17 protein-coding genes and 1 pseudogene are annotated in these 20,007 nt (G+C 63.9%); 13 read left to right on the top strand and 5 right to left on the bottom strand.

Features of this window, described 5'->3' with window-relative positions; translation table 11 throughout:
- The first annotated feature begins 21 nt into the window (after positions 1–21).
- The 3 genes from LB565_RS07045 to LB565_RS07035 are packed head-to-tail and all read left to right on the top strand — an operon-like array spanning position 22 to position 4,014.
- Entirely contained in the window at positions 22–1,485 is a 1,464-nt protein-coding gene (locus LB565_RS07045) for an aldehyde dehydrogenase family protein (RefSeq protein ID WP_224582408.1), read from the top strand.
- A 10-nt stretch (positions 1,486–1,495) separates the two neighbouring features.
- Entirely contained in the window at positions 1,496–2,539 is a 1,044-nt protein-coding gene (locus LB565_RS07040; protein WP_224582407.1) for a tartrate dehydrogenase, read from the top strand.
- 17 nt (positions 2,540–2,556) lie between these two features.
- Positions 2,557–4,014: an NAD-dependent succinate-semialdehyde dehydrogenase gene (locus LB565_RS07035; protein ID WP_224582406.1), complete on the top strand. Its 1,458-nt coding sequence runs from the start codon at positions 2,557–2,559 to the stop codon at positions 4,012–4,014.
- A gap of 12 nt (positions 4,015–4,026) precedes the next feature.
- Here the strand turns inward: LB565_RS07035 and LB565_RS07030 are convergent, their stop codons facing one another.
- On the bottom strand, positions 4,027–5,301 hold the full coding sequence (locus tag LB565_RS07030) for an FAD-binding oxidoreductase (protein WP_318012128.1): 1,275 nt from the start codon (positions 5,299–5,301) through the stop codon (positions 4,027–4,029).
- Between the two features lie 16 nt (positions 5,302–5,317).
- Positions 5,318–5,986, bottom strand: a complete 669-nt coding sequence (locus tag LB565_RS07025) for a haloacid dehalogenase type II (RefSeq protein WP_224582405.1) — start codon at positions 5,984–5,986, stop codon at positions 5,318–5,320.
- Here LB565_RS07025 and LB565_RS07020 point away from each other — a divergent pair.
- The 8 genes from LB565_RS07020 (at position 5,985) to LB565_RS06985 (ending at position 14,702) form a co-directional block, all read left to right on the top strand.
- On the top strand, positions 5,985–6,125 hold the full coding sequence (locus LB565_RS07020; protein ID WP_224582404.1) for a hypothetical protein: 141 nt from the start codon (positions 5,985–5,987) through the stop codon (positions 6,123–6,125). The genes LB565_RS07025 and LB565_RS07020 overlap by 2 nt on opposite strands.
- Before the next feature lie 182 nt (positions 6,126–6,307).
- The gene (locus tag LB565_RS07015) at positions 6,308–7,147 is read left to right on the top strand and encodes a GNAT family N-acetyltransferase (RefSeq protein WP_224582403.1); all 840 of its coding nucleotides are present in this window, start codon (positions 6,308–6,310) and stop codon (positions 7,145–7,147) included.
- 14 nt (positions 7,148–7,161) lie between these two features.
- Complete coding sequence (locus LB565_RS07010) at positions 7,162–8,535, top strand: aspartate aminotransferase family protein (RefSeq protein WP_224582402.1); 1,374 nt, start codon at positions 7,162–7,164, stop codon at positions 8,533–8,535.
- 197 nt (positions 8,536–8,732) lie between these two features.
- On the top strand, positions 8,733–9,491 hold the full coding sequence (locus LB565_RS07005; RefSeq protein ID WP_411970615.1) for an HAD-IA family hydrolase: 759 nt from the start codon (positions 8,733–8,735) through the stop codon (positions 9,489–9,491).
- Between the two features lie 64 nt (positions 9,492–9,555).
- Complete coding sequence (locus tag LB565_RS07000) at positions 9,556–11,166, top strand: ABC transporter substrate-binding protein (RefSeq protein ID WP_224582400.1); 1,611 nt, start codon at positions 9,556–9,558, stop codon at positions 11,164–11,166.
- Positions 11,167–11,251: 85 nt separating this feature from the next.
- Positions 11,252–12,202, top strand: coding sequence for an ABC transporter permease (locus LB565_RS06995; protein WP_224582399.1), 951 nt, complete (start codon positions 11,252–11,254; stop codon positions 12,200–12,202).
- The gene (locus LB565_RS06990) at positions 12,199–13,050 is read left to right on the top strand and encodes an ABC transporter permease (RefSeq protein ID WP_224582398.1); all 852 of its coding nucleotides are present in this window, start codon (positions 12,199–12,201) and stop codon (positions 13,048–13,050) included. Before LB565_RS06995 ends, LB565_RS06990 begins: the two co-directional genes overlap by 4 nt.
- Positions 13,047–14,702 (top strand): ABC transporter ATP-binding protein, encoded by a 1,656-nt coding sequence (locus tag LB565_RS06985; RefSeq protein ID WP_224582397.1) that lies wholly within the window; start codon positions 13,047–13,049, stop codon positions 14,700–14,702. The genes LB565_RS06990 and LB565_RS06985 overlap by 4 nt, the downstream gene beginning before the upstream one ends.
- 15 nt (positions 14,703–14,717) lie before the next feature.
- Here the strand turns inward: LB565_RS06985 and LB565_RS06980 are convergent.
- Positions 14,718–14,822 (bottom strand): annotated as a pseudogene (locus LB565_RS06980) (Lrp/AsnC family transcriptional regulator); the annotation flags it as partial.
- Between the two features lie 27 nt (positions 14,823–14,849).
- Entirely contained in the window at positions 14,850–16,925 is a 2,076-nt protein-coding gene (locus LB565_RS06975; RefSeq protein WP_224582396.1) for an NADH:flavin oxidoreductase, read from the bottom strand.
- A 72-nt stretch (positions 16,926–16,997) separates the two neighbouring features.
- On the opposite strand from LB565_RS06975, the gene LB565_RS06970 reads away from it, so the two are divergent.
- The gene (locus tag LB565_RS06970) at positions 16,998–17,939 is read left to right on the top strand and encodes a LysR substrate-binding domain-containing protein (protein ID WP_224582395.1); all 942 of its coding nucleotides are present in this window, start codon (positions 16,998–17,000) and stop codon (positions 17,937–17,939) included.
- A 31-nt stretch (positions 17,940–17,970) separates the two neighbouring features.
- Here LB565_RS06970 and LB565_RS06965 read toward each other — a convergent pair whose 3' ends face one another.
- On the bottom strand, positions 17,971–18,447 hold the full coding sequence (locus LB565_RS06965; protein ID WP_224582394.1) for an Lrp/AsnC family transcriptional regulator: 477 nt from the start codon (positions 18,445–18,447) through the stop codon (positions 17,971–17,973).
- A gap of 224 nt (positions 18,448–18,671) precedes the next feature.
- On the opposite strand from LB565_RS06965, the gene LB565_RS06960 reads away from it, so the two are divergent.
- Positions 18,672–19,997, top strand: a complete 1,326-nt coding sequence (locus tag LB565_RS06960; protein ID WP_224582393.1) for an NAD(P)/FAD-dependent oxidoreductase — start codon at positions 18,672–18,674, stop codon at positions 19,995–19,997.
- The last annotated feature ends 10 nt before the right edge of the window (positions 19,998–20,007 follow it).

The following is a 20,007-nucleotide window of genomic DNA, read 5'->3' as shown; positions in this document are numbered from 1 at the left end:
ATGCTACCAAGTGGTTTGCCCATGAGCCTGAGTTTCAATCCCGACACAATTTCTCTGCCCGTCGGCCATTTCATCGGTGGCGAGTTGATTTCGGCCGAGGGCGCGATCGAGATGCGCCGTCCCTCCGACGGCAAACCCTACGTCACCTGCCCCCTTGCCGGCAGCAACATCGTCGATCGCGCGGTGGAGAGCGCCAAAGCGGCGCTGAAGTCCAGCAACTGGGGCGGCGTCCGGCCGCGCGAGCGCACCAGGGCGCTTCAGGCCTGGGCCGATCTGATGGAAGCGGAAGCCGAAACGCTCGCCAGGATCGAGGCACTGTCCTCGACCCGCCCCGTGGGCCAGCTCGTCGCCGGCGACATCGCCGTGACCGCCGAGCAGATCCGCTTCTTTGCCGAGTTCGCCGACAAGGAAGGCAGCGAGCTCGCGCCGACCGACGACGCCAGCCTCGGCATGATCATAAGCGAGCCCTATGGCGTGGTAGGCGCGATCACGCCGTGGAATTTTCCGATCTCGATGGCCGGCTGGAAACTCGGCCCGGCGCTGGCGGCCGGCAATGCCGTTGTGCTGAAGCCGTCGGAAATGACGCCCTTCTCGGCTATCTACATGGCAGAGCTTGCGGTCAGGGCCGGCCTGCCGGCGGGGCTGATCAACGTGGTGCTCGGCGACGGCCCGACGACCGGCACGGCGCTCACCGCTCATCCCGAGATCGCCAAGGTCAGCTTCACCGGCTCGACCCGTGCAGGCTCGGCCATCATGGAGAACGTCGCGCGCACCGGCGTCAAGCCGATGACGCTGGAGCTCGGCGGCAAGAGCCCGCAGCTCGTCTTTGCCGATGCCGATCTCGACAAGGCGGCGGCAGCAATCGCCGGCAGCGTCACCTTCAATGCCGGCCAGGCCTGCGTGGCCGGCACGCGCCTGATCGTCGAGAAGGGCGTGGCCGACAGGCTGACGGCCTCGATCCTGGAAAAGATGAAGGCCGTGAGGCCCGGCCCGACCTGGGAGGAGACGACGCAGTATGCGCCGATCATCTCGGAACGGCAGCGGGCGCGTGTCGACGGCATCGTGCGGGCCGCTCTCGCCGCCGGCGGCGAATGCCTGATCGGTGGCGGGGCAATGGAAGCTCCCGGCTATTTTTACGAACCGACGCTGATTGCCAATGTCAGTCAGGACAATCCGGCGATCGTCGAGGAGATCTTCGGCCCAGTCCTGACCGTCCAGACCTTCGACACCGAGGAGGAGGCGGTGGCGCTGTCCAGCCATCCAACCTACGGGCTGGCCTCCGGCCTGTTCACCGCCGACCTGTCGCGCACGATCCGTTTCGCGCGCAGGCTCGAAGCAGGCACCGTCTGGGTCAACCGCTATAGCCGCTCGCGCGACCACATCCTGCCGACTGGCGGCTACAAGCGCTCCGGCATCGGCAAGGACCTTGGCCGCGAGGCCTATCTCGCCAACCGCAGGACCAAGAGCGTCCTGATCAGCCTGTGAAGAGATGCCCATGAAGTCCTATTCGATCGCCCTGATCCCCGGTGACGGCATCGGCCGTGACGTCACCGCCGCTGCCTGGACGGTGCTGGAAACAGTGGCCAAACAGGGAGACTTTTGCCTTGCGGGCACGGAGTTCCCCTGGTCCTGCCGCTTCTTCAAGGAAACCGGCCGCATGATGCCGGAGGACGGCATCGAGACCTTGCGCCGCTTCGACGCCATTCTTTTCGGCGCGGTGGGATGGCCGGCGGAAGTGCCGGATTCCGTTTCGCTGCACGGGCTGCTGCTGCCGATCCGTAAGGCCTTCGTGCAATACGCCAATATCCGGCCGCACCGCCTGCTGCCAGGCGTCAGAGGTCCGCTGCGGGCCGAGAGCTTCGACATTCTCTGCATCCGCGAGAACACCGAAGGCGAGTATTCCGGCGCCGGCGGGCGCGTGCATCAGGGCACGCTGGACGAAGTCGCGGTGGAGACCGCGATCTTCACCCGCGCCGGTGTCGAGCGCATCCTGCGTTTCGGCTTCGAGCAGGCGCGATCACGGCACGGCAAGCTCGCCTCCGTCACCAAGTCCAATGCGCAGAAATACTCGATGGTGTTCTGGGACGAGATCACCCGCAAGCTGGCGGCGGAATATCCTGATGTCGCCGTCACCAGCTATCATGTCGACGCGCTCGCCGCGCGCATGATCATGGCGCCGGAAAGTCTCGACGTGGTCGTCGCTTCCAATCTCTTCGGCGACATCCTGACGGATATCGGCGCGGCGATCCAGGGCGGGCTCGGATACGCGGCTTCCGCCAACATCAACCCCGACCGCTCGGCGCCGTCGATGTTCGAGCCAGTGCACGGCTCCGCGCCCGACATCGCCCATCTTGGCATCTCCAATCCGATCGCCACCATCTGGTCCGGCGCCATGATGCTCGATCACCTCGGCGAGAAGGATGCAGCCGGCCGCGTCATGAAGGCGCTCGAGGCGACAACAGCGCAAGGCATTGGCACCGCCCCCGGCACGGAAAGCACGCAAGCCATCACCGCGGCCGTCGTCTCGGCGCTCACCTGATTTGCGAGGTCGTATTGATGAAAAGCCTGAATGACAAAGATCTCTTCCGCGAGGCCGGCCTGATCGGTGGGAAATGGGTCGCAGCAGGTTCCGGCAGAACGGTCGATGTGATCGATCCGGCAACACAGCTATCGGTCGGCACAGTGCCCGACATGGCTGGTCCGGAGACCCGCGCGGCCATACAGACGGCGGCTTGCGCCTATCAGGATTGGAAAAAGAAGACCCAAGCCGAACGCGCCGCCCTGCTGGAGGCCTGGCATGGCCTGATGGTCAAGCATCTGGATGATCTCGCGCTGATCCTGACGACGGAACAGGGCAAGCCGCTGGACGAGGCCAGGGGCGAGATCCGCTACGGCGCCTCCTTCGTCAAATGGTTCGCCGAGGAGGCGCGCCGCATCAACGGCCATACCATTCCCGCGCCCACGGCCGACCGCCGCATTATCGTCCTGAAGGAACCCGTCGGCGTGTGCGGCATCATCACGCCGTGGAATTTTCCCAACGCGATGATCACCCGGAAAGTCGCGCCGGCGCTGGCCGCCGGTTGCACGGTGGTCATCAAGCCGTCCGAGTTCACGCCCTATTCAGCACTGGCGCTCGGCGTGCTCGCCGAACGGGCGGGCATTCCGGCCGGCGTCATCAACATCGTCACCGGCATGCCGGCCGAGATCGGTAACGAGATCATGGCGAACGAGACCGTGCGCAAGATTTCCTTCACCGGTTCGACCAGGGTCGGTTCGCTGCTGATGCGCGGGGCGGCCGACGGCGTCAAACGGCTCAGCCTCGAGCTCGGCGGCAACGCGCCCTTCATCGTCTTTGACGACGCCGATCTCGACCTCGCCGTCGAAGGCGCGCTCGCGTCGAAATTCCGCAATGGCGGCCAGACCTGTGTGTGCGCCAACCGCATCCTCGTTCAGGCTGCAGTCTATGAAGACTTCGCCGCCAAGCTCAGCGCCCGCGTCAACGCGTTGACGGTGGGACCGGGCACGCAGCCCGGCGTCGCGATCGGACCGATGATCAACATGGCGGCGGTCGAGAAGATCAGTCGGCACGTCGAGGACGCGCTCGCCAAGGGCGCGACGATCGTCACCGAGAAGCCGGTGCTGCCGGAGGGTCCTCAGTATGTAGCGCCGCTGGTGCTGACCGGCGCCACGGCCAGGATGCAGCTCGCCGGCGAGGAAACGTTCGGTCCGGTCGCACCGCTTTTCCGTTTCGAGACGGAAGAGGAGGCGATCGCGCTGGCCAACGGCACGCCCTATGGGCTTGCATCCTACTTCTACACCGAGAGCCTGAAGCGGGCCTGGCGCGTCGGCGAGGCGCTGGAGTTCGGCATGGTGGGTCTCAACACAGGGTCGGTCTCGATGGAGATAGCCCCCTTTGGCGGCGTCAAGCAGTCCGGCCTCGGGCGCGAGGGCGCGCAGGCCGGCATCGAGGAATATCTGGAGATGAAGAGCTTCCACATGGGCGGGCTGGGCTAAGCCCAGCCCCGATCACTGGATCCGGTCGAGCGCCTTGTAGTAGAGACCGACCATCGGCAGAAACCAGGGCTTGCCGGAATAGCCGGGAATGGCAGGCCACTCGAGCCCCTTCATCGGATTGCGGTCCGCGCGGCCGAGCATGGCATCGGCCATGATCATGCCGAGCTGGGTGGAGAGCTGTGCGCCGTGGCCGGAATAGCCCATAGCGTACCAGACCCCGTCATGGTAGCCGGCCCGCGGGAACCGGTCCTTGGTCATGTCGACCAGCCCGCCCCAGCAATAGTCAATCTCGACGTTGGCGAGCTGCGGGAAGATCGCAGCGAGGCTTGCCCGCAATATCTGTCCGCTCTTGGCGTCGGAGCGTTGGTCCGATGTCGCCGAGAAGCGGGCGCGGCCGCCAAAGATCAGGCGCTTGTCCGGCGAAAGCCGGAAATAGTTTCCGATGTTCATCGAGGTTACGCATGTCCGGTTGCCCGGCATGGTCGCGGCGATCTCGGCGTCGCTCAGCGGCCGCGTGGCGATGATGAAGCTGCCGACAGAGATGATCCTGCGCCGGAAATAGCCAAAATTCGGCGTGGTGTAGGCGCCGGTCGCCACCAGCACATTGTCGGCGCTGATGCGGCCGCGGGAGGTGGTCAGCTGATGCCGCGTGCCGGACTGCCTGTGATCCGTCACCGCCGCATTCTCGTGGATAAGGGCGCCATGTCGAACCGCGGCTGTCGCCAGCCCAGCCACATAGCGGCCCATATGCATCATGGCGCTTTTCTTCGACAGCATTGCGCCATGGAAGGGCGAGCCAATCTCGGGTTTGAGATCGACCGCTGAAAGCAGCGCCGTATCCGGATCCACGTCGGCATGGACGGCTTCGAAGTTGCGGGCGATCGCTTCGAAATGCTGCGGCTTGGAGGCGAGCTTCAGCTTCCCGGCGCGGCGGAAGCTGCAGTCGATGCCTTCCTCGGCGACCAGGGCCTCGATGGTGTCGACGGAATCGTCCAGCGCCCGGTAGAGGGCGATCGCGCGTTCCTTGCCTAGCTCCGCCTTGGCCGAAAGGTAGCTGTGGGCGAGACCGTTGTTCAGGTGTCCGCCATTGCGCCCGGACGCCCCCCAGCCCACCCGCTCCGCTTCCAGCACGGCCACCTTGACGCCGGCCTTCGCCAGCTGGCGCGCGGCGGCGAGACCGGTGAAGCCGCCGCCGATGATGGCGGCGTCGTAGTGTCCCTCGACCGGACCTTGCATGCCGCCGGAAAAAACAGGGGCGGTGTCGTGCCAGTAGGAGACCAGCTTCATTTGCATCTCGTGAGTTTCAAAGCCCGACCACGGCTGGAAGACCGGAAATGTCGGCGATCTCGACGTAGCCGTAATAGGGATTGGCGGGCTCATGGCCGCGATTGACCCAGACCTTGTTCTTGATGCCGAGGTCGTGGGCCGACATCAAGTCGTAGCGGAAGGAGGACGAGCAGTGAAGAACGTCCTCCGGACCACAGCCCAGCCTGTCGAACATGTGTTCGAAGGCCTTGAAGCGTGGCTTGTAGGCCTGCGCCTGTTCGGCCGTGTAGACGGCGTGGAACGGTGCGCCGAGCTTCTCGACATTGGACATGATCTGCGCGTTCATGGCGTTGGACAGGATGACCAACGGGATTTCCTTGGCGACCTTCGCCAGGCCTGCTGGAACGTCGGCATGCGGGCCCCAAGTCGGCACGCGCTCATAGACCATCCTGGCGTCATCCGGGCTGAAGGCGACGCTGTTGCGCTTGCAGGCGCGCTCGAGAGCATTGTGGATGACGTCGGCATAAGGTTTCCAGTCGCCGAGGATCTCGTCCAGCCGGTAAGCCGCGAAGTTCTTGATGAACTCCTGCATGCGCGGCGCATCGAGCCGGCTGCCATAGAGGTCGCGCGCCGCTTCCGCCATCTGGAAAAAGGTCAACGTGCCGTAGCAGTCGAAGGTGATGTATTTGGGCCTGAAGGAAGCCATGTCTGTCGATCTCCAGTGGAAGCACATCCGCGTGCGGATGTTTTTCATCATAGGCCGGCCGGGAGCGAGCCAGCTGACCGAAATTCGCCTTGCAAAAGCAGAAAGTTCCGTATCCGCTGGCCTGTTTGGCACGCTGTAGCACTCTGCAGCCGATCCAGAGGGGTCGGTCGGCGGCCCGCGGCGCATCCGCTGCCGCCCGCGCCAGCACAAGATGCGGCGTACCCCCTGCGCAAAGGCGAATGATACTGCCGAAGTCGAAACCTTCAGACGATCTGCGGCGCACGGATGAACGAGACTTGGAGCCAGACGCAAAGGTGCCTCATGCAGCAAGGCGAGATCGAACTCCAGGGCTTTAGGCCCGATCATATCGAGGGCGCAGTCGCGCTTTCTCGCCAGGAGAATTGGCCGCATCGCCCGCAGGACTGGCAGATGGCGCTGCAACTCTCCAGCGGCGCGGTCGCGCTCGACGACCGGGGCCGGGTCACCGGGACCATCCTGGTAACGCCCTACGGCGGCGATTGCGCCATGATCAACATGGTGATCGTCGACAGAAACGCGCGGGGCAAAGGGCTCGGGCGCCGGCTCATGGAACAGGCCTTTGCTCTTGCCGGCGACCGTCCACTGCGACTTGTCGCGACAAGCGACGGCATGCCCCTTTACGAGAAGTTGGGCTTTGTGCCCTCGGGCACGATTCTTCAGCACCAAGGCCAGGTGGCAGCGCTTGAGACTCCCGACGGTGTGGAAGCCGCGGGCACCCGCGATCTGCCGGAAATCAAGGCCCTGGACCGTGACGCCTACGGCGCCGACCGTGAAGCTCTGATCGGTGTGCTGGCCGAGCGGGGTGAATTCGCGGTCATCCGCCGCGATCGCGCTATCAACGCCTATGCCGTGATCCGCCCGTTCGGACGCGGTGAAGTGATTGGCCCGGTCATCGCGGGCAGCGCCGCGGACGCCAAAGTGCTGATCAGCTACTTCGCCGCGTCGCGCCCCGGCGCGTTCTTGCGCGTGGATACCGACAGCCGCACCGGCCTCGCCGGCTGGCTGACCGAAATCGGCCTCGCCCATGTCGGCGGCGGCGTCGCCATGGACCGTCCTGCCAGGAATGGGCCGGAACAGGCCAGACCAAAACTTTACGCCCTCGCCAACCAAGCGCTCGGCTAGTCCGGAGGATAACAATGCTCGCCAATTCCCTGATCGAACTCGACCGGGCCCATCTCATCCATCCGGTCGCCTCCTATCGCGGGCATGAGGCGCTCGGCGTGCGGGTGCTGAAATCGGCGAAGGGCGCTACCGTGACAGATGCGTCCGGCAGGCAACTTCTCGATGGCTTCGCCGGGCTATGGTGCGTGAATGCCGGCTACGGTCACGACAGCATCGTCGAGGCGGCGGCCCGGCAGATGCGCGAGTTGCCCTACGCCACCGCCTATTTCGATCTCGGCTCGGAGCCTGCCATCCGGCTCGCCTCGGAGTTGGCGGAGCGCGCGCCCGGCGATCTCAACCACGTCTATTTCACGCTCGGGGGATCGGACGCGGTCGACAGCACGATCCGGTTCGTCCGGTATTACTGGAATGCCAGAGGCGAGGCTCAACGCGACCAGTTCATTTCCATTGAGCAGGGTTATCACGGATCGTCGGTGGTCGGCGCGGGCCTGACTGCCCTGCCCGCCTTCCATGCCGGTTTCGGCATTCCTTTCGAATGGCAGCACAAGGTTCCTTCCCCCTATCCCTATCGCAACCCGGTAGGCGAGGATGGTAACGCGATCATCGCCGCATCGCTTGCGGCGCTGAAGGCCAAGATCGAGGAGATCGGGCCGGAGCGGGTCGCCGCCTTCTATGCCGAGCCGATCCAGGGCTCGGGCGGCGTCATCGTCCCGCCGAAGGGCTGGATCAAGGCCATGCGCGAGCTCTGCCGCGAATACGGCATCCTGTTCATCGCCGACGAGGTGATCACTGGTTTCGGCCGCACCGGTCCCCTGTTTGCCTGCACGGAAGAGGATATCGTTCCCGACTTCATGACAACCGCGAAGGGCCTGACCTCGGGCTATGTCCCGATGGGCGCCGTGTTCATGGCTGATCATGTCTACAACGTCATCGCCGATGGCGCGGGTGCTTCCGCGGTCGGCCACGGCTACACCTATTCCGCCCATCCAGTCAGCGCCGCCGTCGCGCTCGAGGTGTTGAAGCTCTATGAAGAAGGCCTTCTGGAGAACGGCGCCAGAGCTGGCGCCCGCCTGATGACGGGGCTGTCAGGGTTGAACGACCATCCGCTGGTCGGGGACGTCCGCGGTCGCGGCATGCTTGCCGCGATCGAGCTGGTGGTCGACAAAAAGAAGAAAACGCCGCTTCCACCCTCGGCCATGCCGGCGCGGCGCGTCTTCGACAGGGCTTGGGACAATGGCCTCATCATCCGCGCCTTCGCGCACGGTGTTCTCGGCTATGCCCCTCCGCTGTGCTGCACCGACGGCGATATCGACGCGATCATCGAGCGCACGCGCCGGACGCTCGACCAGACACTCGACGACCCGGACGTCCGCCAGGCGCTGGCATGAGATGAATATGTCGTGTCTCGAAATATCGCTGGGGCCGACGATTTCGCAATTTTGTGCCGCTACCTCGCGCCTTTTCGGCGAATCCAACGTGGGGGAAGTGCCAGACTGCTTTTTAAGACAAGGCCAGAAGGCCCGAATTTCCGGGCTTTTGAAAAAGGCCGACGCCCCGGACAGCACGGAATTTTGTTCTGTTCAGCATGAGTAATTCGGCCGCGCGCAGAGGAGAGCCAGTCTTGGCCAGGGGCTTTAACGAATTCAAATACATGACCTTCGACGTGGTCGGCACGCTGATCGACTTCGAAGGCGGCATCACGACCTGCCTGGCCGAGATCGCCGCGGAGGCCGGTGTTCCCATAGACGGCGAAGAAGCGCTCGCCCTTTACCGGCAGGCCCGCTACATGCCCGACGCGAACCTTTTTCCCGACGATCTCGCGCGTGTCTACATGGTCATCGCACCGCGGCTCCGCCTGCCGGCCGAGGAGAAATGTGGCGCCCGCTTCCGGGATTCGGTGAGCCGCTGGCAAGGCTTCTCCGACAGCAGGGCGGCGCTGGCCGAGCTTGCGAAGTCCCATAAGCTGATCGCCATGACCAACGCCCGGCGCTGGGCTCTGGACCATTTCGAGAAGCAGCTCGGATCACCTTTCTTCGCCACCTTCACCGCCGACGACACCGGCGCCGAGAAGCCGGACCCCGCCTTCTTCCAGAAGGTCTTCAACTTCGTGTCGTCCCGCGGCGACAGCAAGGACGACATCCTGCACGTCGCGCAAAGCCAGTACCACGACATCGGCATATCAAGATCGCTCGGCATGACCAATTGCTGGATCGAGCGCCGCCACGCCCAGAAGGGCTATGGCGGCACGATAGAGCCCGAGCGCTTCACCGCGCCGGACTACCACTTCACCTCGATGGCCGCTTTCGCCGCGGCTGTGCGGGAAAGCCTAAAGGAACGAACCTGAGCTTAAAACCCGGAAAGCCGCATCAAGACGCGCATGCCGGCCAGACAACAGAAAGGGGAATGACATGACCGACAAGATCACGAACTGGACCGGAGCAGACGATGCGATGGTCGAAAATGCCATCAGGCGAGGCGCGAGCCGCCGCGAACTCCTCAAGATGCTGCTGGCAGGCGGCGCCGCGTTTGCCGCGGGTAGCGTGGTGCTCGGCCGCGCCACCAATGCCGTCGCCGCCACGCCGGTCTCAGGCGGAAACCTCAAGGCGGCCGGCTGGTCGTCCTCGACCGCGGACACGCTGGATCCGGCCAAGGCGTCGCTTTCCACCGACTATGTCCGCTGTTGCTCGCTCTACAACCGTCTGACCTTCCTCGACAAGGATGGCAAGACGCAGATGGAGCTGGCCGAAAGCTTCGACAGCAAGGATGCCAAGACCTGGACGGTGAAGCTGCGCAAGGGCGTCACCTTCCATGACGGCAAGGACTTCACCGCAGACGACGTGGTCTTCTCGCTGAAGCGTCACCTCGACAAGGCGGTCGGCTCCAAGGTCGCCAAGATCGCCGCGCAGATGACCGGCTTCAAGGCGGTCGACAAGTCGACCGTCGAAATCACCCTCGCCGACCCGAATGCCGACCTGCCGACCATCCTGGCGCTCCATCATTTCATGATCGTAAAGGACGGCACCACCGACTTTTCCAAGGGCAACGGCACGGGCGCTTTCGTGCTGGAGACCTTCGAGCCGGGCGTGCGCTCGGTGGTCACCAAGAACAAGAACTACTGGAAGTCGGGTAAGCCCTATCTCGACTCCTTCGAATTCATCGCCATCAGCGACGACAGCGCGCGCGTCAACGCGCTTTTGTCCGGGGATATCGGCTTTGCCGCCTCGATCAATCCGCGCGCGATGAAGCTCATCGGCGGCCAGCAGGGTTTCGAACTGTCGAAGACGACCTCGGGCAATTACACCGACCTTAACATTCGGCTCGACATGGATCCCGGCAACAAGGCCGACTTCGTGGCCGGCATGAAATATCTCGTCAACCGCGAGCAGATCGTCAAATCGGCATTGCGCGGCCTTGGAGAGATCGGCAACGACCAGCCGGTCTCGCCGGCGAACATCTTCCACAACGCCGACCTCAAGCCCAAGGCTTTCGATCCGGACAAGGCGAAGTTCCACTTCCAGAAGGCAGGCGTGCTCGGCCAGTCCATTCCGGTGATTGCCTCCGACGCCGCCACCTCCTCGATCGACATGGCCGCGATCATCCAAGCGGCCGGGGCGGATATCGGCATGAAGCTCGATGTCCAGCGCGTCCCCTCCGACGGGTACTGGGACAATTACTGGCTCAAGGCGCCGGTCCATTTCGGCAACATCAATCCGCGCCCGACCCCGGACATCCTGTTCTCGCTGCTCTACGCATCCAACGCGCCGTGGAACGAAAGCCAGTACAAGTCGGAGAAGTTCGACAAGATGCTTGTCGAGGCGCGCGGCTCCCTCGACCAGGCCAAGCGCAAGGAGATCTACGACCAGATGCAGACGATGGTGTCCGAAGAGGCGGGCACCATCATCCCGGCTTATATCTCGAACGTCGATGCCCTCTCCAGCAAGGTGAAGGGTTTGGAAGCGAACCCGCTTGGTGGCATGATGGGCTACGCAATGGCCGAGTATCTCTGGCTCGAAGCCTGAGAGGCGCCTGCCGGGGGGCCGGTCAGCCGGCCCCCCGGCACCGCATTGAGCAAGATTTCGGCCGAACGCAACCGCAGGAGCCTCCATGACGTCTGGGGTTTTGAACCTCGTGGTGAAGCGGCTGGGGATCGCGCTCGTCACGCTTCTGATCGTGCTCTTCGCCGTGTTTTTCGCCACCAGCATGCTGCCTGGCGACACCGCATCGATCCTGCTCGGCCAGGCGGCGACGCCGGAGGCGGTCGCCGGCCTGCGCGAGGCCATGCACCTCAACGATCCGGCGATCCTGCGCTTCCTGCGCTGGCTTCTCGGCCTGCTGCATGGCGACCTCGGCACGTCCTATGCCAACAACATGCCGGTGGCAGCGCTGATCGGTGGCCGCCTGGTCAACACCATGAAGCTCGCCGCCATCACCACGCTCTTGTCCGTGCCGCTGGCGCTGACGCTCGGCATTACCGCCGCGATGCTGCGCGGCTCGCTCTATGACCGCGCCGTCACCGTGGTTTCGATCGGCGTGATCTCGGTGCCGGAGTTCATGGTCGCGACACTGGCGGTCCTGCTCTTCGCGGTCTATCTCAAATGGCTGCCGGCGTTGTCGTCGGTCAACGAGGCGCATTCGCTGACCGATGTCGTGCGCATCTATGCCATGCCGGTGATCACGCTCACCTTCGTCATCTCCGCGCAGATGGTACGCATGACGCGGGCCGCGGTCATCGAAACGCTCTCCACGCCCTACGCCGAGATGGCGCTGCTCAAGGGCGCCTCGCGCGGCCGCATGGTGCTGAAGCACGCGCTTCCCAATGCGCTCGGCCCGATCGTCAACGCGGTTGCGCTGTCGCTCTCATATCTGGTCGGCGGCGTCATCATCGTTGAGACAATCTTCAACTATCCCGGCATCGCCAAGCTGATGGTCGATGCCGTCGCGACACGCGACCTGCCACTGATCCAGAGCTGCGCGATGATCTTCTGCCTCGGCTATCTGCTGCTCATCACGGCCGCGGACATTGTGGCCATCATGTCCAACCCGAGGCTGAGATGACGATGGCACGCGGTGCAGCCTCTCGACGATCCCTGCTCGGCCACAGCTACAATCTTGTCGGCGTCGTGGCTTCGCTGGTTATCCTGGCGTGGACGCTGGTCGCCATCTTCGCGCCCTACATCATCCCGCATCCGATCGGCGACATCGTCGATGACGACTATTTCGGCCCAATGCGCCAAGGCCTGTGGCTGGGCTCGGACTATCTCGGCCGCGACATGCTCTCGCGGGTGCTGATCGGCGCGCGCTACACCGTCGGCATATCGCTTGCCGCCGTCTGCATCGCCTGCTTTTCAGGTGTCGTGCTCGGCATGGTCGCAGCCGTCACCGGCGGCTGGTTCGACACCTGCCTCAGCCGCTTCCTCGATGCCATGAACTCCATCCCCAGCAAGCTGTTCGGGCTCGTCGTCGTTGCCGCGGTCGGCTCGTCGATCCCGGTGCTGATCCTGACGCTTGCGGTCATCTATATCCCAGGCGCCTACCGTTTTGCCCGCGCGCTCGCCGTCAACATCAACACCATGGACTTCATGACCGTCGCCCGCGTGCGCGGCGAGAGCACCGCCTATCTCATCGGGTCGGAGATCCTGCCCAACATCATCCGCCCGGTGCTCGCCGACTTCGGCCTGCGCTTCGTCTTCATCGTGCTCCTGCTCTCCGGCCTCTCGTTCCTGGGGCTCGGGCTGCAGCCGCCGCTCGCCGATTGGGGCGCACTGGTGCGCGAGAACATCGGCGGCCTACCGTTTGCGGCGCCGGCAGTGATTGTGCCGTCGCTGGCGATCGCCAGCCTCACCATCAGCGTCAACCTGCTGATCGACAACCTGCCGCAGAAGATCAGGGACAGGGACACATGACCAATCTCGTCGAGGTGAGGAACCTGAGGATCGAGGCGAAGACCGATTCCGGACGGATCGTCGAACTCATCAAGGGCGTCAGCCTCGACATCGCCGACGGCGAGATCGTCGCACTGATTGGCGAGAGCGGCTCCGGCAAGACGACGGTGGCGCTCTCGCTCATGGGGTACGCACGCCCCGGCTGCCGGATAACCGGCGGCGAGATCAATGTGAACGGCAAGAACATGGCCGCACTTTCCGAAAAGCAGCGCGCCAGGCTGCGGGGCACCGACATTGCCTATGTTCCACAAAGTGCCGCGGCCTCGTTCAATCCCTCGGCGACCATCATGGAGCAGGTGATCGAGGTTACGCGCATCCACAGGCTGATGCCTCCTGAGAGGGCGCGAAAGCGCGCTGTCGAGCTGTTCAGGGCCTTGTCGTTGCCGGATCCGGAACGGATCGGCGCCCGTTATCCGCACCAGGTTTCCGGCGGCCAGTTGCAGCGGCTGTCGGCGGCCATGGCGCTTATCGGCGATCCCAAGCTGGTCATCTTCGATGAGCCGACGACGGCGCTGGACGTGACGACGCAGATCGACGTGCTGAAGGCCTTCAAATCGGTCATGCGGGCGGGTGGGATAGCCGGGGTCTATGTTTCCCACGATCTCGCCGTCGTCGCCCAGATCGCCGATCACATCGTTGTGCTGAAGGGCGGCGAAGTGCAGGAGACCGGCAGCACGCCTCAGATTCTTTCGGCCGCGCAGCATCCCTACACGCGTGAACTGCTGGCTGCCTTCGAGCCGAAGCCGCGGCAAGCGCAGGCGCACGCATATGCCGGCGCGAAGCCGTTGCTGCGCATCGACAATGTGACGGCCGGCTATGGCGCGGTGCGAGATGATGGACTGCCACTTATCCGGGCCGTCAATGCCGTCAGTCTGGTCGTCGAGAAGGGCCGCAACCTCGGCGTCATCGGCGAATCCGGTTGCGGAAAATCGACGCTTGCGCGCGTCATCGCGGGCATCCATCCGGCAACGGCCGGCGATATCATCTTCGACGGCAAGCAACTGGAGCGCGCCGCAAGCAAACGCAGCCAAGACCAACTGCGCGAGATGCAGATCGTGTTCCAGTATGCCGATACCGCGCTCAATCCGGCCAAGCCGATCGAAGACATCATCTCCCGCCCGCTGGCCTTCTACCACGGGATCAACAGGCAGGCGCGCTCGAAGCGCGTTGACGAACTGCTCGACATGGTTCGCCTGCCGAGAGCGCTGCGCTATCGTCGTCCATCGGAGCTCTCGGGCGGCCAGAAGCAGCGGGTGAACTTTGCGCGCGCTCTGGCCGCCGATCCCAAGCTCATAATCTGCGATGAAATCACCTCGGCGCTCGACACGGTGGTGGCGTCCGCCGTGATCGAGCTTCTCAAGGAGCTGCAGCGCGAGCTGGGGCTCTCCTACATCTTCATCAGCCATGACCTCTCGGTCGTCGAGGCTATCTGCGACGAGATCATGGTGATGTACAATGGCGAGCGGGTGGAGCAGATCACGCCCGACAAGCTGAAGGCGCCCAGCCACCCCTATTCCAAGCTTCTGTTCTCCTCCGTGCCGAAGCTCGATCCGACCTGGCTCGACGGGCTCGTCCGCGACCCCGAACTGGTCAGCACGTACGGCCACCGCTAAGCAAAGGGCCGAGCCTCACATCGGAAACGGGTTGGGCAACGGCGTATGCGCCTTGACGACGGGAGACTTCAGCACCACACAGCTGAAACACTTGTCAATGCCGATATCCATGTCGGTCAAGGCGCTCCATGAGCGCCTTCACCGACACTACAATTGCGAACAGATCCGGTAGGCCTCGTAGATCGACGAGTAGATATCCCGGCTGGCAACCGCGTCGCCAATGCGATGCAGGACGAATGATCCGGCAGCTTGGGTACCATGGTCTTCCCTCGCCCTCGCTCCCGTCATAAGGGCGATGTCGGTGATGCCGTTGTTGGCGGAGCGGACGCGCAGTTCCTGGTAGGTGTCTTCCATGGGCACCGTGCCGCGCTCAACAATGAGTTGCGCCGCGGTCATTTCCGTCTCCGCGCCGGTGAGCTCGTGCCGGAACATGGCGGCGATGCCGTTGCCTTGGCGCGCCGCCTTGACCAGGCGCAGGTCGCCGACGACACGGATGCTCAGTTCCGAGGCAAGTTTGCGGAAACTCACCCTGTCCGGATAAGGCGTCTCGATCGCCAGGGTGTCGTCCGCTATGGCCAGGCTGACCGCGCGCCCCAGGCGTGCCAGGTGGAGGGCGCAGGAGATGGCGACCTGACGTCCGGTTTCATCGTAGATCAGCACATCGTCCTTGGCTGGCACGGCTCCGGTCAGAAGGTCCCAGACGCTGTCGCAGTGTTCGGCGCCGTCCAGCCACTCCATGTCGGGAATGCCGCCGGTGGCAACGATGACGGCGTCCGGCTTGCCGGCAAGGACGAGTTCGGCATCCGCATAGGTGTTGAGACGGACTGCGACGCCGAGGCGTGCGAGTTCGTCGACACGCCAGTCGACGATGCCGATGAGATCCTTTCGGTCATAGGCAGAGGCTGCAATGAGTACCTGCCCGCCAAGCCGCGCTCCGGCCTCCAGCAAGGTCACTTTGTGCCCACGCTCGGCCGCGACCCTTGCCGCCTCCATGCCACCCGGGCCGCCGCCGACCACGACCACCCGTTTCGGGGTTTCGGCCCGCTCGATGATGTGGCTGACCATGGTTTCGTGACCGCTGGCCGGATTGTGGATGCACTGCACCTTCTTATAAAGGCAGTAGGACGCTCCGACGCACGGGCGGATGCGGTCTTCCTCTCCCCGCATCACCTTGTTGACGATATCCGGGTCGGCGATGTGCGCCCGCGTCATGCCGACCAGGTCGACAAGATTCTCCCGGATCGCATGCCGGGCCGTGGCTACGTCCCTGATGGCGGCGGCATGGATGACGGGCAGTCTCGTTTGCCGCTTGAACTCTCCAACCAGCGACAGAAACGGCGCGCTCTTGGTAAACATGCCAGGCATGTTCTGCTCGGCCAGCGAGAGGTCGGTGTCCATGCGGCCGAAGATGCAGTTGAAGAAATCGATGTGGCCTTCCCGCTCGAACAAGCGGGCGAAGGCAAGGCATTCATCGAAATCCGATCCGTCATCCACCGCCTCGTCAATGACGAAACGGATGCCGACGGTGAAGTCGTTACCGACCGCTCGGCGGATCGCCTCGTGGACCATCAGGCCGAAGCGCGCCCGGTTTTCCAGCGAGCCGCCAAAAGCGTCGCTGCGCTTGTTTGTTCGGCGCGACAGGAATTGGCCGATCAGATGCCCGCCGGTGACGGTCTCAATGCCATCCAGACCGCCGTCGAGACAGCGCCTGGCGGCACTCGCGTAATCCTTGATGATCCTGTCGATGTCCGCGGCGTCCATCTCCTTCGGAAAATTCCTGTTTCGCGCCTCGCGCACGCGCGACGGCGCCACTGGCGCCAGCCAGTTTCCGGCATAGGCGGTGGCGCGCCGGCCGAGATGCGAGACCTGGCACATCACGGCTGCGCCATGACGATGGATCCGCTGCGACAGCGACTGGAGATGGGGAACTATGCGATCGCTCGAAAGGGCCAACTGGCCGCCGCCCCAGCTCGAATCGGGTGACGTCATCGCCGAGCCGCCAGCCATGGTCATGGCCAGGCCGCCGCGCGCCTTCTCCTCATGATAACGCTGGTAGCGTTCGAGCGGCAGGCCGCCTTCGTCCAGCATCGAGGCATGGCTGGTGCTAACGATGCGGTTGCGCAGCATCAGGCCCTTCAGCCGAAAGGGCTGAAGCAGGGGATCGCTGGATGTCTCGCCTGCTCGAGGTCCTGCTGCACTCACGTTCTGCTCCCACCCATTCATGATGGTTATAGTTCGCCATTTGCAGGGAGGCAGAAAGCTTGAAAATTATTGAGGCAGCTATACGCTGAGCGTATGGCCGGTTTTGCAAAACTAGTTCCATCCGCACGCGGGCTACTTGTCTTCGAAAGTGCCGTCCGGACGGGCAGCTTCACGGCGGCCGCGCGCGAGTTCAACGTCACGCAGCCGTCGATCAGCCGCAGCATCGCCCAGCTGGAGAGCGATCTTGGCGTCGCTCTTTTCACGCGGGGGCGAACAGGGCTGGCTCCAACCCCGGAGGGACGCTCTCTCTATTCGGCCGTAAGGGAGGGGTTCGACGGCATCGAAGGGGTTATCGGCACGATCAAGAAGAACGGCGCCGCAAAGCCGGTCGTCACTCTTTCGCTTTCGAGCTCTCTCGCAACCTATTGGTTTGTTCCGAGGTTGGGGACGTTCAACATGAGATTCCCCGATGTGGACCTGAGATTTGAATTGATCGCGGGGGTCTTGCGAGGGCCCGCCGAGAATGTCGACCTTGCCACACGAATCCTGGCCGACGACGATAGGCATTATCATCGCTGGCCCTTCTGTCCGGAAATTATCGTGCCGGTGTGCAGCCCATCCTATTTGTCGACCCACGGCCATTTGATGCATGCCGGAAACGGGGAAGGTCATGTCCTGCTTCATCTGACCGACGCCAAGGAGCAGTGGCGGGACGCCTGGGGCAGCGTGGCGGACCGCAAGACCAGCCGGGCAAAGTGGCTGGAGTTCTCGGACTACGCGGTCGTCCTTCAGGCGGCGATGAACGGCGAAGGCGTGGCGCTCGGCTGGCTCAGCAACGTTTCAAGGGCGTTGCTCCAGGGAACGCTTGTTCCGGCATCGGACAGGCAGATCAACACCGGTCGAACCCATCAGCTGATTGCGCCATGCTCACGGCCGCCACGACCGATCGTGTCCGACATCCGCGCCTGGATGATTGCCGAGATGCAAGCCGAATTGAAAGCGCTGCATCCTATATTGCGGCCCGGCATACTGTAACGGACCGCAGTCAGTGCGCGGCCATCGCCGACTACATCGGAAACAGGCTGGGCAGCGGCATGTGCGCCTTGACGATCGGCGACTTCAGCACCACGAAACTGAAATACTTGTCGATGCCGATGTCCATGTCGGTCAGCCGTTCCATGATCGTCTGATACTCGCTGATGCCGGCGGTCATGAATTTCATCAGATAATCGTAGCCGCCAGAGACAAGGTGGCATTCGATGACCTGGTCGATCTTCTCCACCACGGCGAGAAAACGGGCGAAGTCGACCTGGCGATGGTTCTTCAAGGTGATCTCGGTGAACACCGTCAGCGTCTGGCCGAGCTTGCCGATATTGACCTGCGCGGAATAGCCCTCGATGTAGCCTTCCGACTGGAGTTTTTTCACCCGCATCAGGCACGGGCTCGGCGACAGATGCACCAGATCGGCCAGTTCGACATTGGTAATGCGGCCGTTCTTCTGCAATTCGTGCAGAATCTTGATGTCGATCCGATCCAGTTTCATGGCCGTCTCCACATAACGCACGAGACAGCACAAAATGCCGCGCTGCCAATAGCCATCGACACTACCACAGCCCACCGGCCTGTCCATCGCATCGGACACCGCTTTGAAACGCATCGGCTCCCGATTTCGACGGGACTGGCGGAATAAAATTCTGCCTCGCTCTCAACTGCAGCAGCGCCTGCCTGCGCAACGCGGTAGATTGAAGCCCCAAGGCGGAGAGGATCATGCGCGCGCCGCTGCAGCAAATCGAGACTTCGAGCGAACTGCCGCAATCCGCGGACGCGGTGGTCATCGGCGGCGGCATTGTCGGCGTCTTCGCGGCCTATTACCTGGCGCGGCGCGGCATGAGGGTGGCGCTCGTCGAAAAGGGACGCATCGGCGCCGAGCAGTCTTCCCGCAACTGGGGCTGGTGCCGCCAGCAGAACCGCGACGCCCGCGAGCTGCCGATGGCGACCCGCAGCCTCGATCTCCTGGAGCGCTTCGCGGCCGAAAGCGGCGAGGAGACCGGCTTCCGCCGCTGCGGCCTGCTTTATCTCAGCAATGACGAGGCGGAGCTGGCAGGCTGGGCGCGCTGGCGCGACTTCGCCAGGGCAGCCGGCGTCACCACGCATATGCTCGACAGTCGCGAGGCCAGCGAGCGCGGCCGCGCCACGGGCCGGACGTGGAAGGGCGGCGTCTTCTCGCCCACCGACGGCACCGCCGATCCGTCGCGCGCCGCGCCCGCGGTCGCCCGCGCCATCCTCAAGCTTGGTGGCAGCGTGCACCAGAATTGCGCCGCGCGCGGCATCGAGACCGAAGGCGGGCGATTGAGCCGCATCGTCACGGAAAGCGGGGCGATCCGCACGAAGGTGGCGGTCCTAGCCGGCGGCGCCTGGGCCTCCTCCTTTTGCCATCAGTTCGGCTTCCGCTTTCCGCAAGCCTCGATCCGCTCCTCGATCCTCTCCGTCTCGCCCGGGGTGGACGGCCTGCCGGACGCACTGCACACGGCGCGCATCTCGGTCACGCGCCGTGGCGACGGCGGCTATACGCTCGCCATAAGCGGTCGCGGACGCGTTGATGTCACGCCGCAGCAGCTGCGCTTCTCGTCGCATTTCGTGCCGATGTTCCTGAAGCGCTGGCGAAGCTTGGCGCCCGGCGGGCTGCAAGGCGCGCTCTCGGGGCACGAAACGCTGAAACGCTGGCGGCTCGACCGGCCGACGCCGATGGAGCGCATGCGCACACTCGATCCGGTCCCGAACCAGGCGACGATCCGGCTGACGCACGCCCGCGCGCTCGAACTTCTGCCCGATCTCAGAAAGACCAGGATAAGTGCTGCCTGGGCCGGCTATATCGACAGCACGCCGGACGGCGTGCCTGCCATCGGCCAGATTGATGCCGTTCCAGGGTTCTTCCTGGCTGCCGGATTTTCGGGACATGGCTTCGGCATAGGATCGGGCGCCGGACATCTGGTGGCCGATCTCGTCACCGGGTCGGAGCCAATTGTCGACCCGAGATCCTACAATCCGCAGCGCTTCGATGCTTCCTCCTGGGGTAAGGTCGCCGATTTCTAAGGCTCGCCAC

The organism is Mesorhizobium sp. CA14 (assembly GCF_020165195.1).
GTDB lineage: Bacteria > Pseudomonadota > Alphaproteobacteria > Rhizobiales > Rhizobiaceae > Mesorhizobium.
This window is presented reverse-complemented; position numbering and strand designations above follow the sequence as displayed.

Excerpts from the sequence above, each read along its gene's own strand:
- LB565_RS07040 (WP_224582407.1), top strand. The coding sequence starts at position 1,496 with ATGAAGTCCTATTCGATCGCCCTGATCCCCGGTGACGGCATCGGCCGT.
- LB565_RS06995 (WP_224582399.1), top strand. The coding sequence starts at position 11,252 with ATGACGTCTGGGGTTTTGAACCTCGTGGTGAAGCGGCTGGGGATCGCG.
- LB565_RS06975 (WP_224582396.1), bottom strand. The coding sequence starts at position 16,925 with ATGAATGGGTGGGAGCAGAACGTGAGTGCAGCAGGACCTCGAGCAGGC.
- LB565_RS07015 (WP_224582403.1), top strand. The coding sequence starts at position 6,308 with ATGCAGCAAGGCGAGATCGAACTCCAGGGCTTTAGGCCCGATCATATC.
- LB565_RS07045 (WP_224582408.1), top strand. The coding sequence starts at position 22 with ATGAGCCTGAGTTTCAATCCCGACACAATTTCTCTGCCCGTCGGCCAT.
- LB565_RS07035 (WP_224582406.1), top strand. The coding sequence starts at position 2,557 with ATGAAAAGCCTGAATGACAAAGATCTCTTCCGCGAGGCCGGCCTGATC.
- LB565_RS07010 (WP_224582402.1), top strand. The coding sequence starts at position 7,162 with ATGCTCGCCAATTCCCTGATCGAACTCGACCGGGCCCATCTCATCCAT.
- LB565_RS06990 (WP_224582398.1), top strand. The coding sequence starts at position 12,199 with ATGACGATGGCACGCGGTGCAGCCTCTCGACGATCCCTGCTCGGCCAC.
- LB565_RS07000 (WP_224582400.1), top strand. The coding sequence starts at position 9,556 with ATGACCGACAAGATCACGAACTGGACCGGAGCAGACGATGCGATGGTC.
- LB565_RS06970 (WP_224582395.1), top strand. The coding sequence starts at position 16,998 with ATGGCCGGTTTTGCAAAACTAGTTCCATCCGCACGCGGGCTACTTGTC.
- LB565_RS07025 (WP_224582405.1), bottom strand. The coding sequence starts at position 5,986 with ATGGCTTCCTTCAGGCCCAAATACATCACCTTCGACTGCTACGGCACG.
- LB565_RS07030 (WP_318012128.1), bottom strand. The coding sequence starts at position 5,301 with ATGAAGCTGGTCTCCTACTGGCACGACACCGCCCCTGTTTTTTCCGGC.
- LB565_RS07020 (WP_224582404.1), top strand. The coding sequence starts at position 5,985 with ATGTCTGTCGATCTCCAGTGGAAGCACATCCGCGTGCGGATGTTTTTC.
- LB565_RS06965 (WP_224582394.1), bottom strand. The coding sequence starts at position 18,447 with ATGAAACTGGATCGGATCGACATCAAGATTCTGCACGAATTGCAGAAG.
- LB565_RS06960 (WP_224582393.1), top strand. The coding sequence starts at position 18,672 with ATGCGCGCGCCGCTGCAGCAAATCGAGACTTCGAGCGAACTGCCGCAA.
- LB565_RS06985 (WP_224582397.1), top strand. The coding sequence starts at position 13,047 with ATGACCAATCTCGTCGAGGTGAGGAACCTGAGGATCGAGGCGAAGACC.
- LB565_RS07005 (WP_411970615.1), top strand. The coding sequence starts at position 8,733 with ATGAGTAATTCGGCCGCGCGCAGAGGAGAGCCAGTCTTGGCCAGGGGC.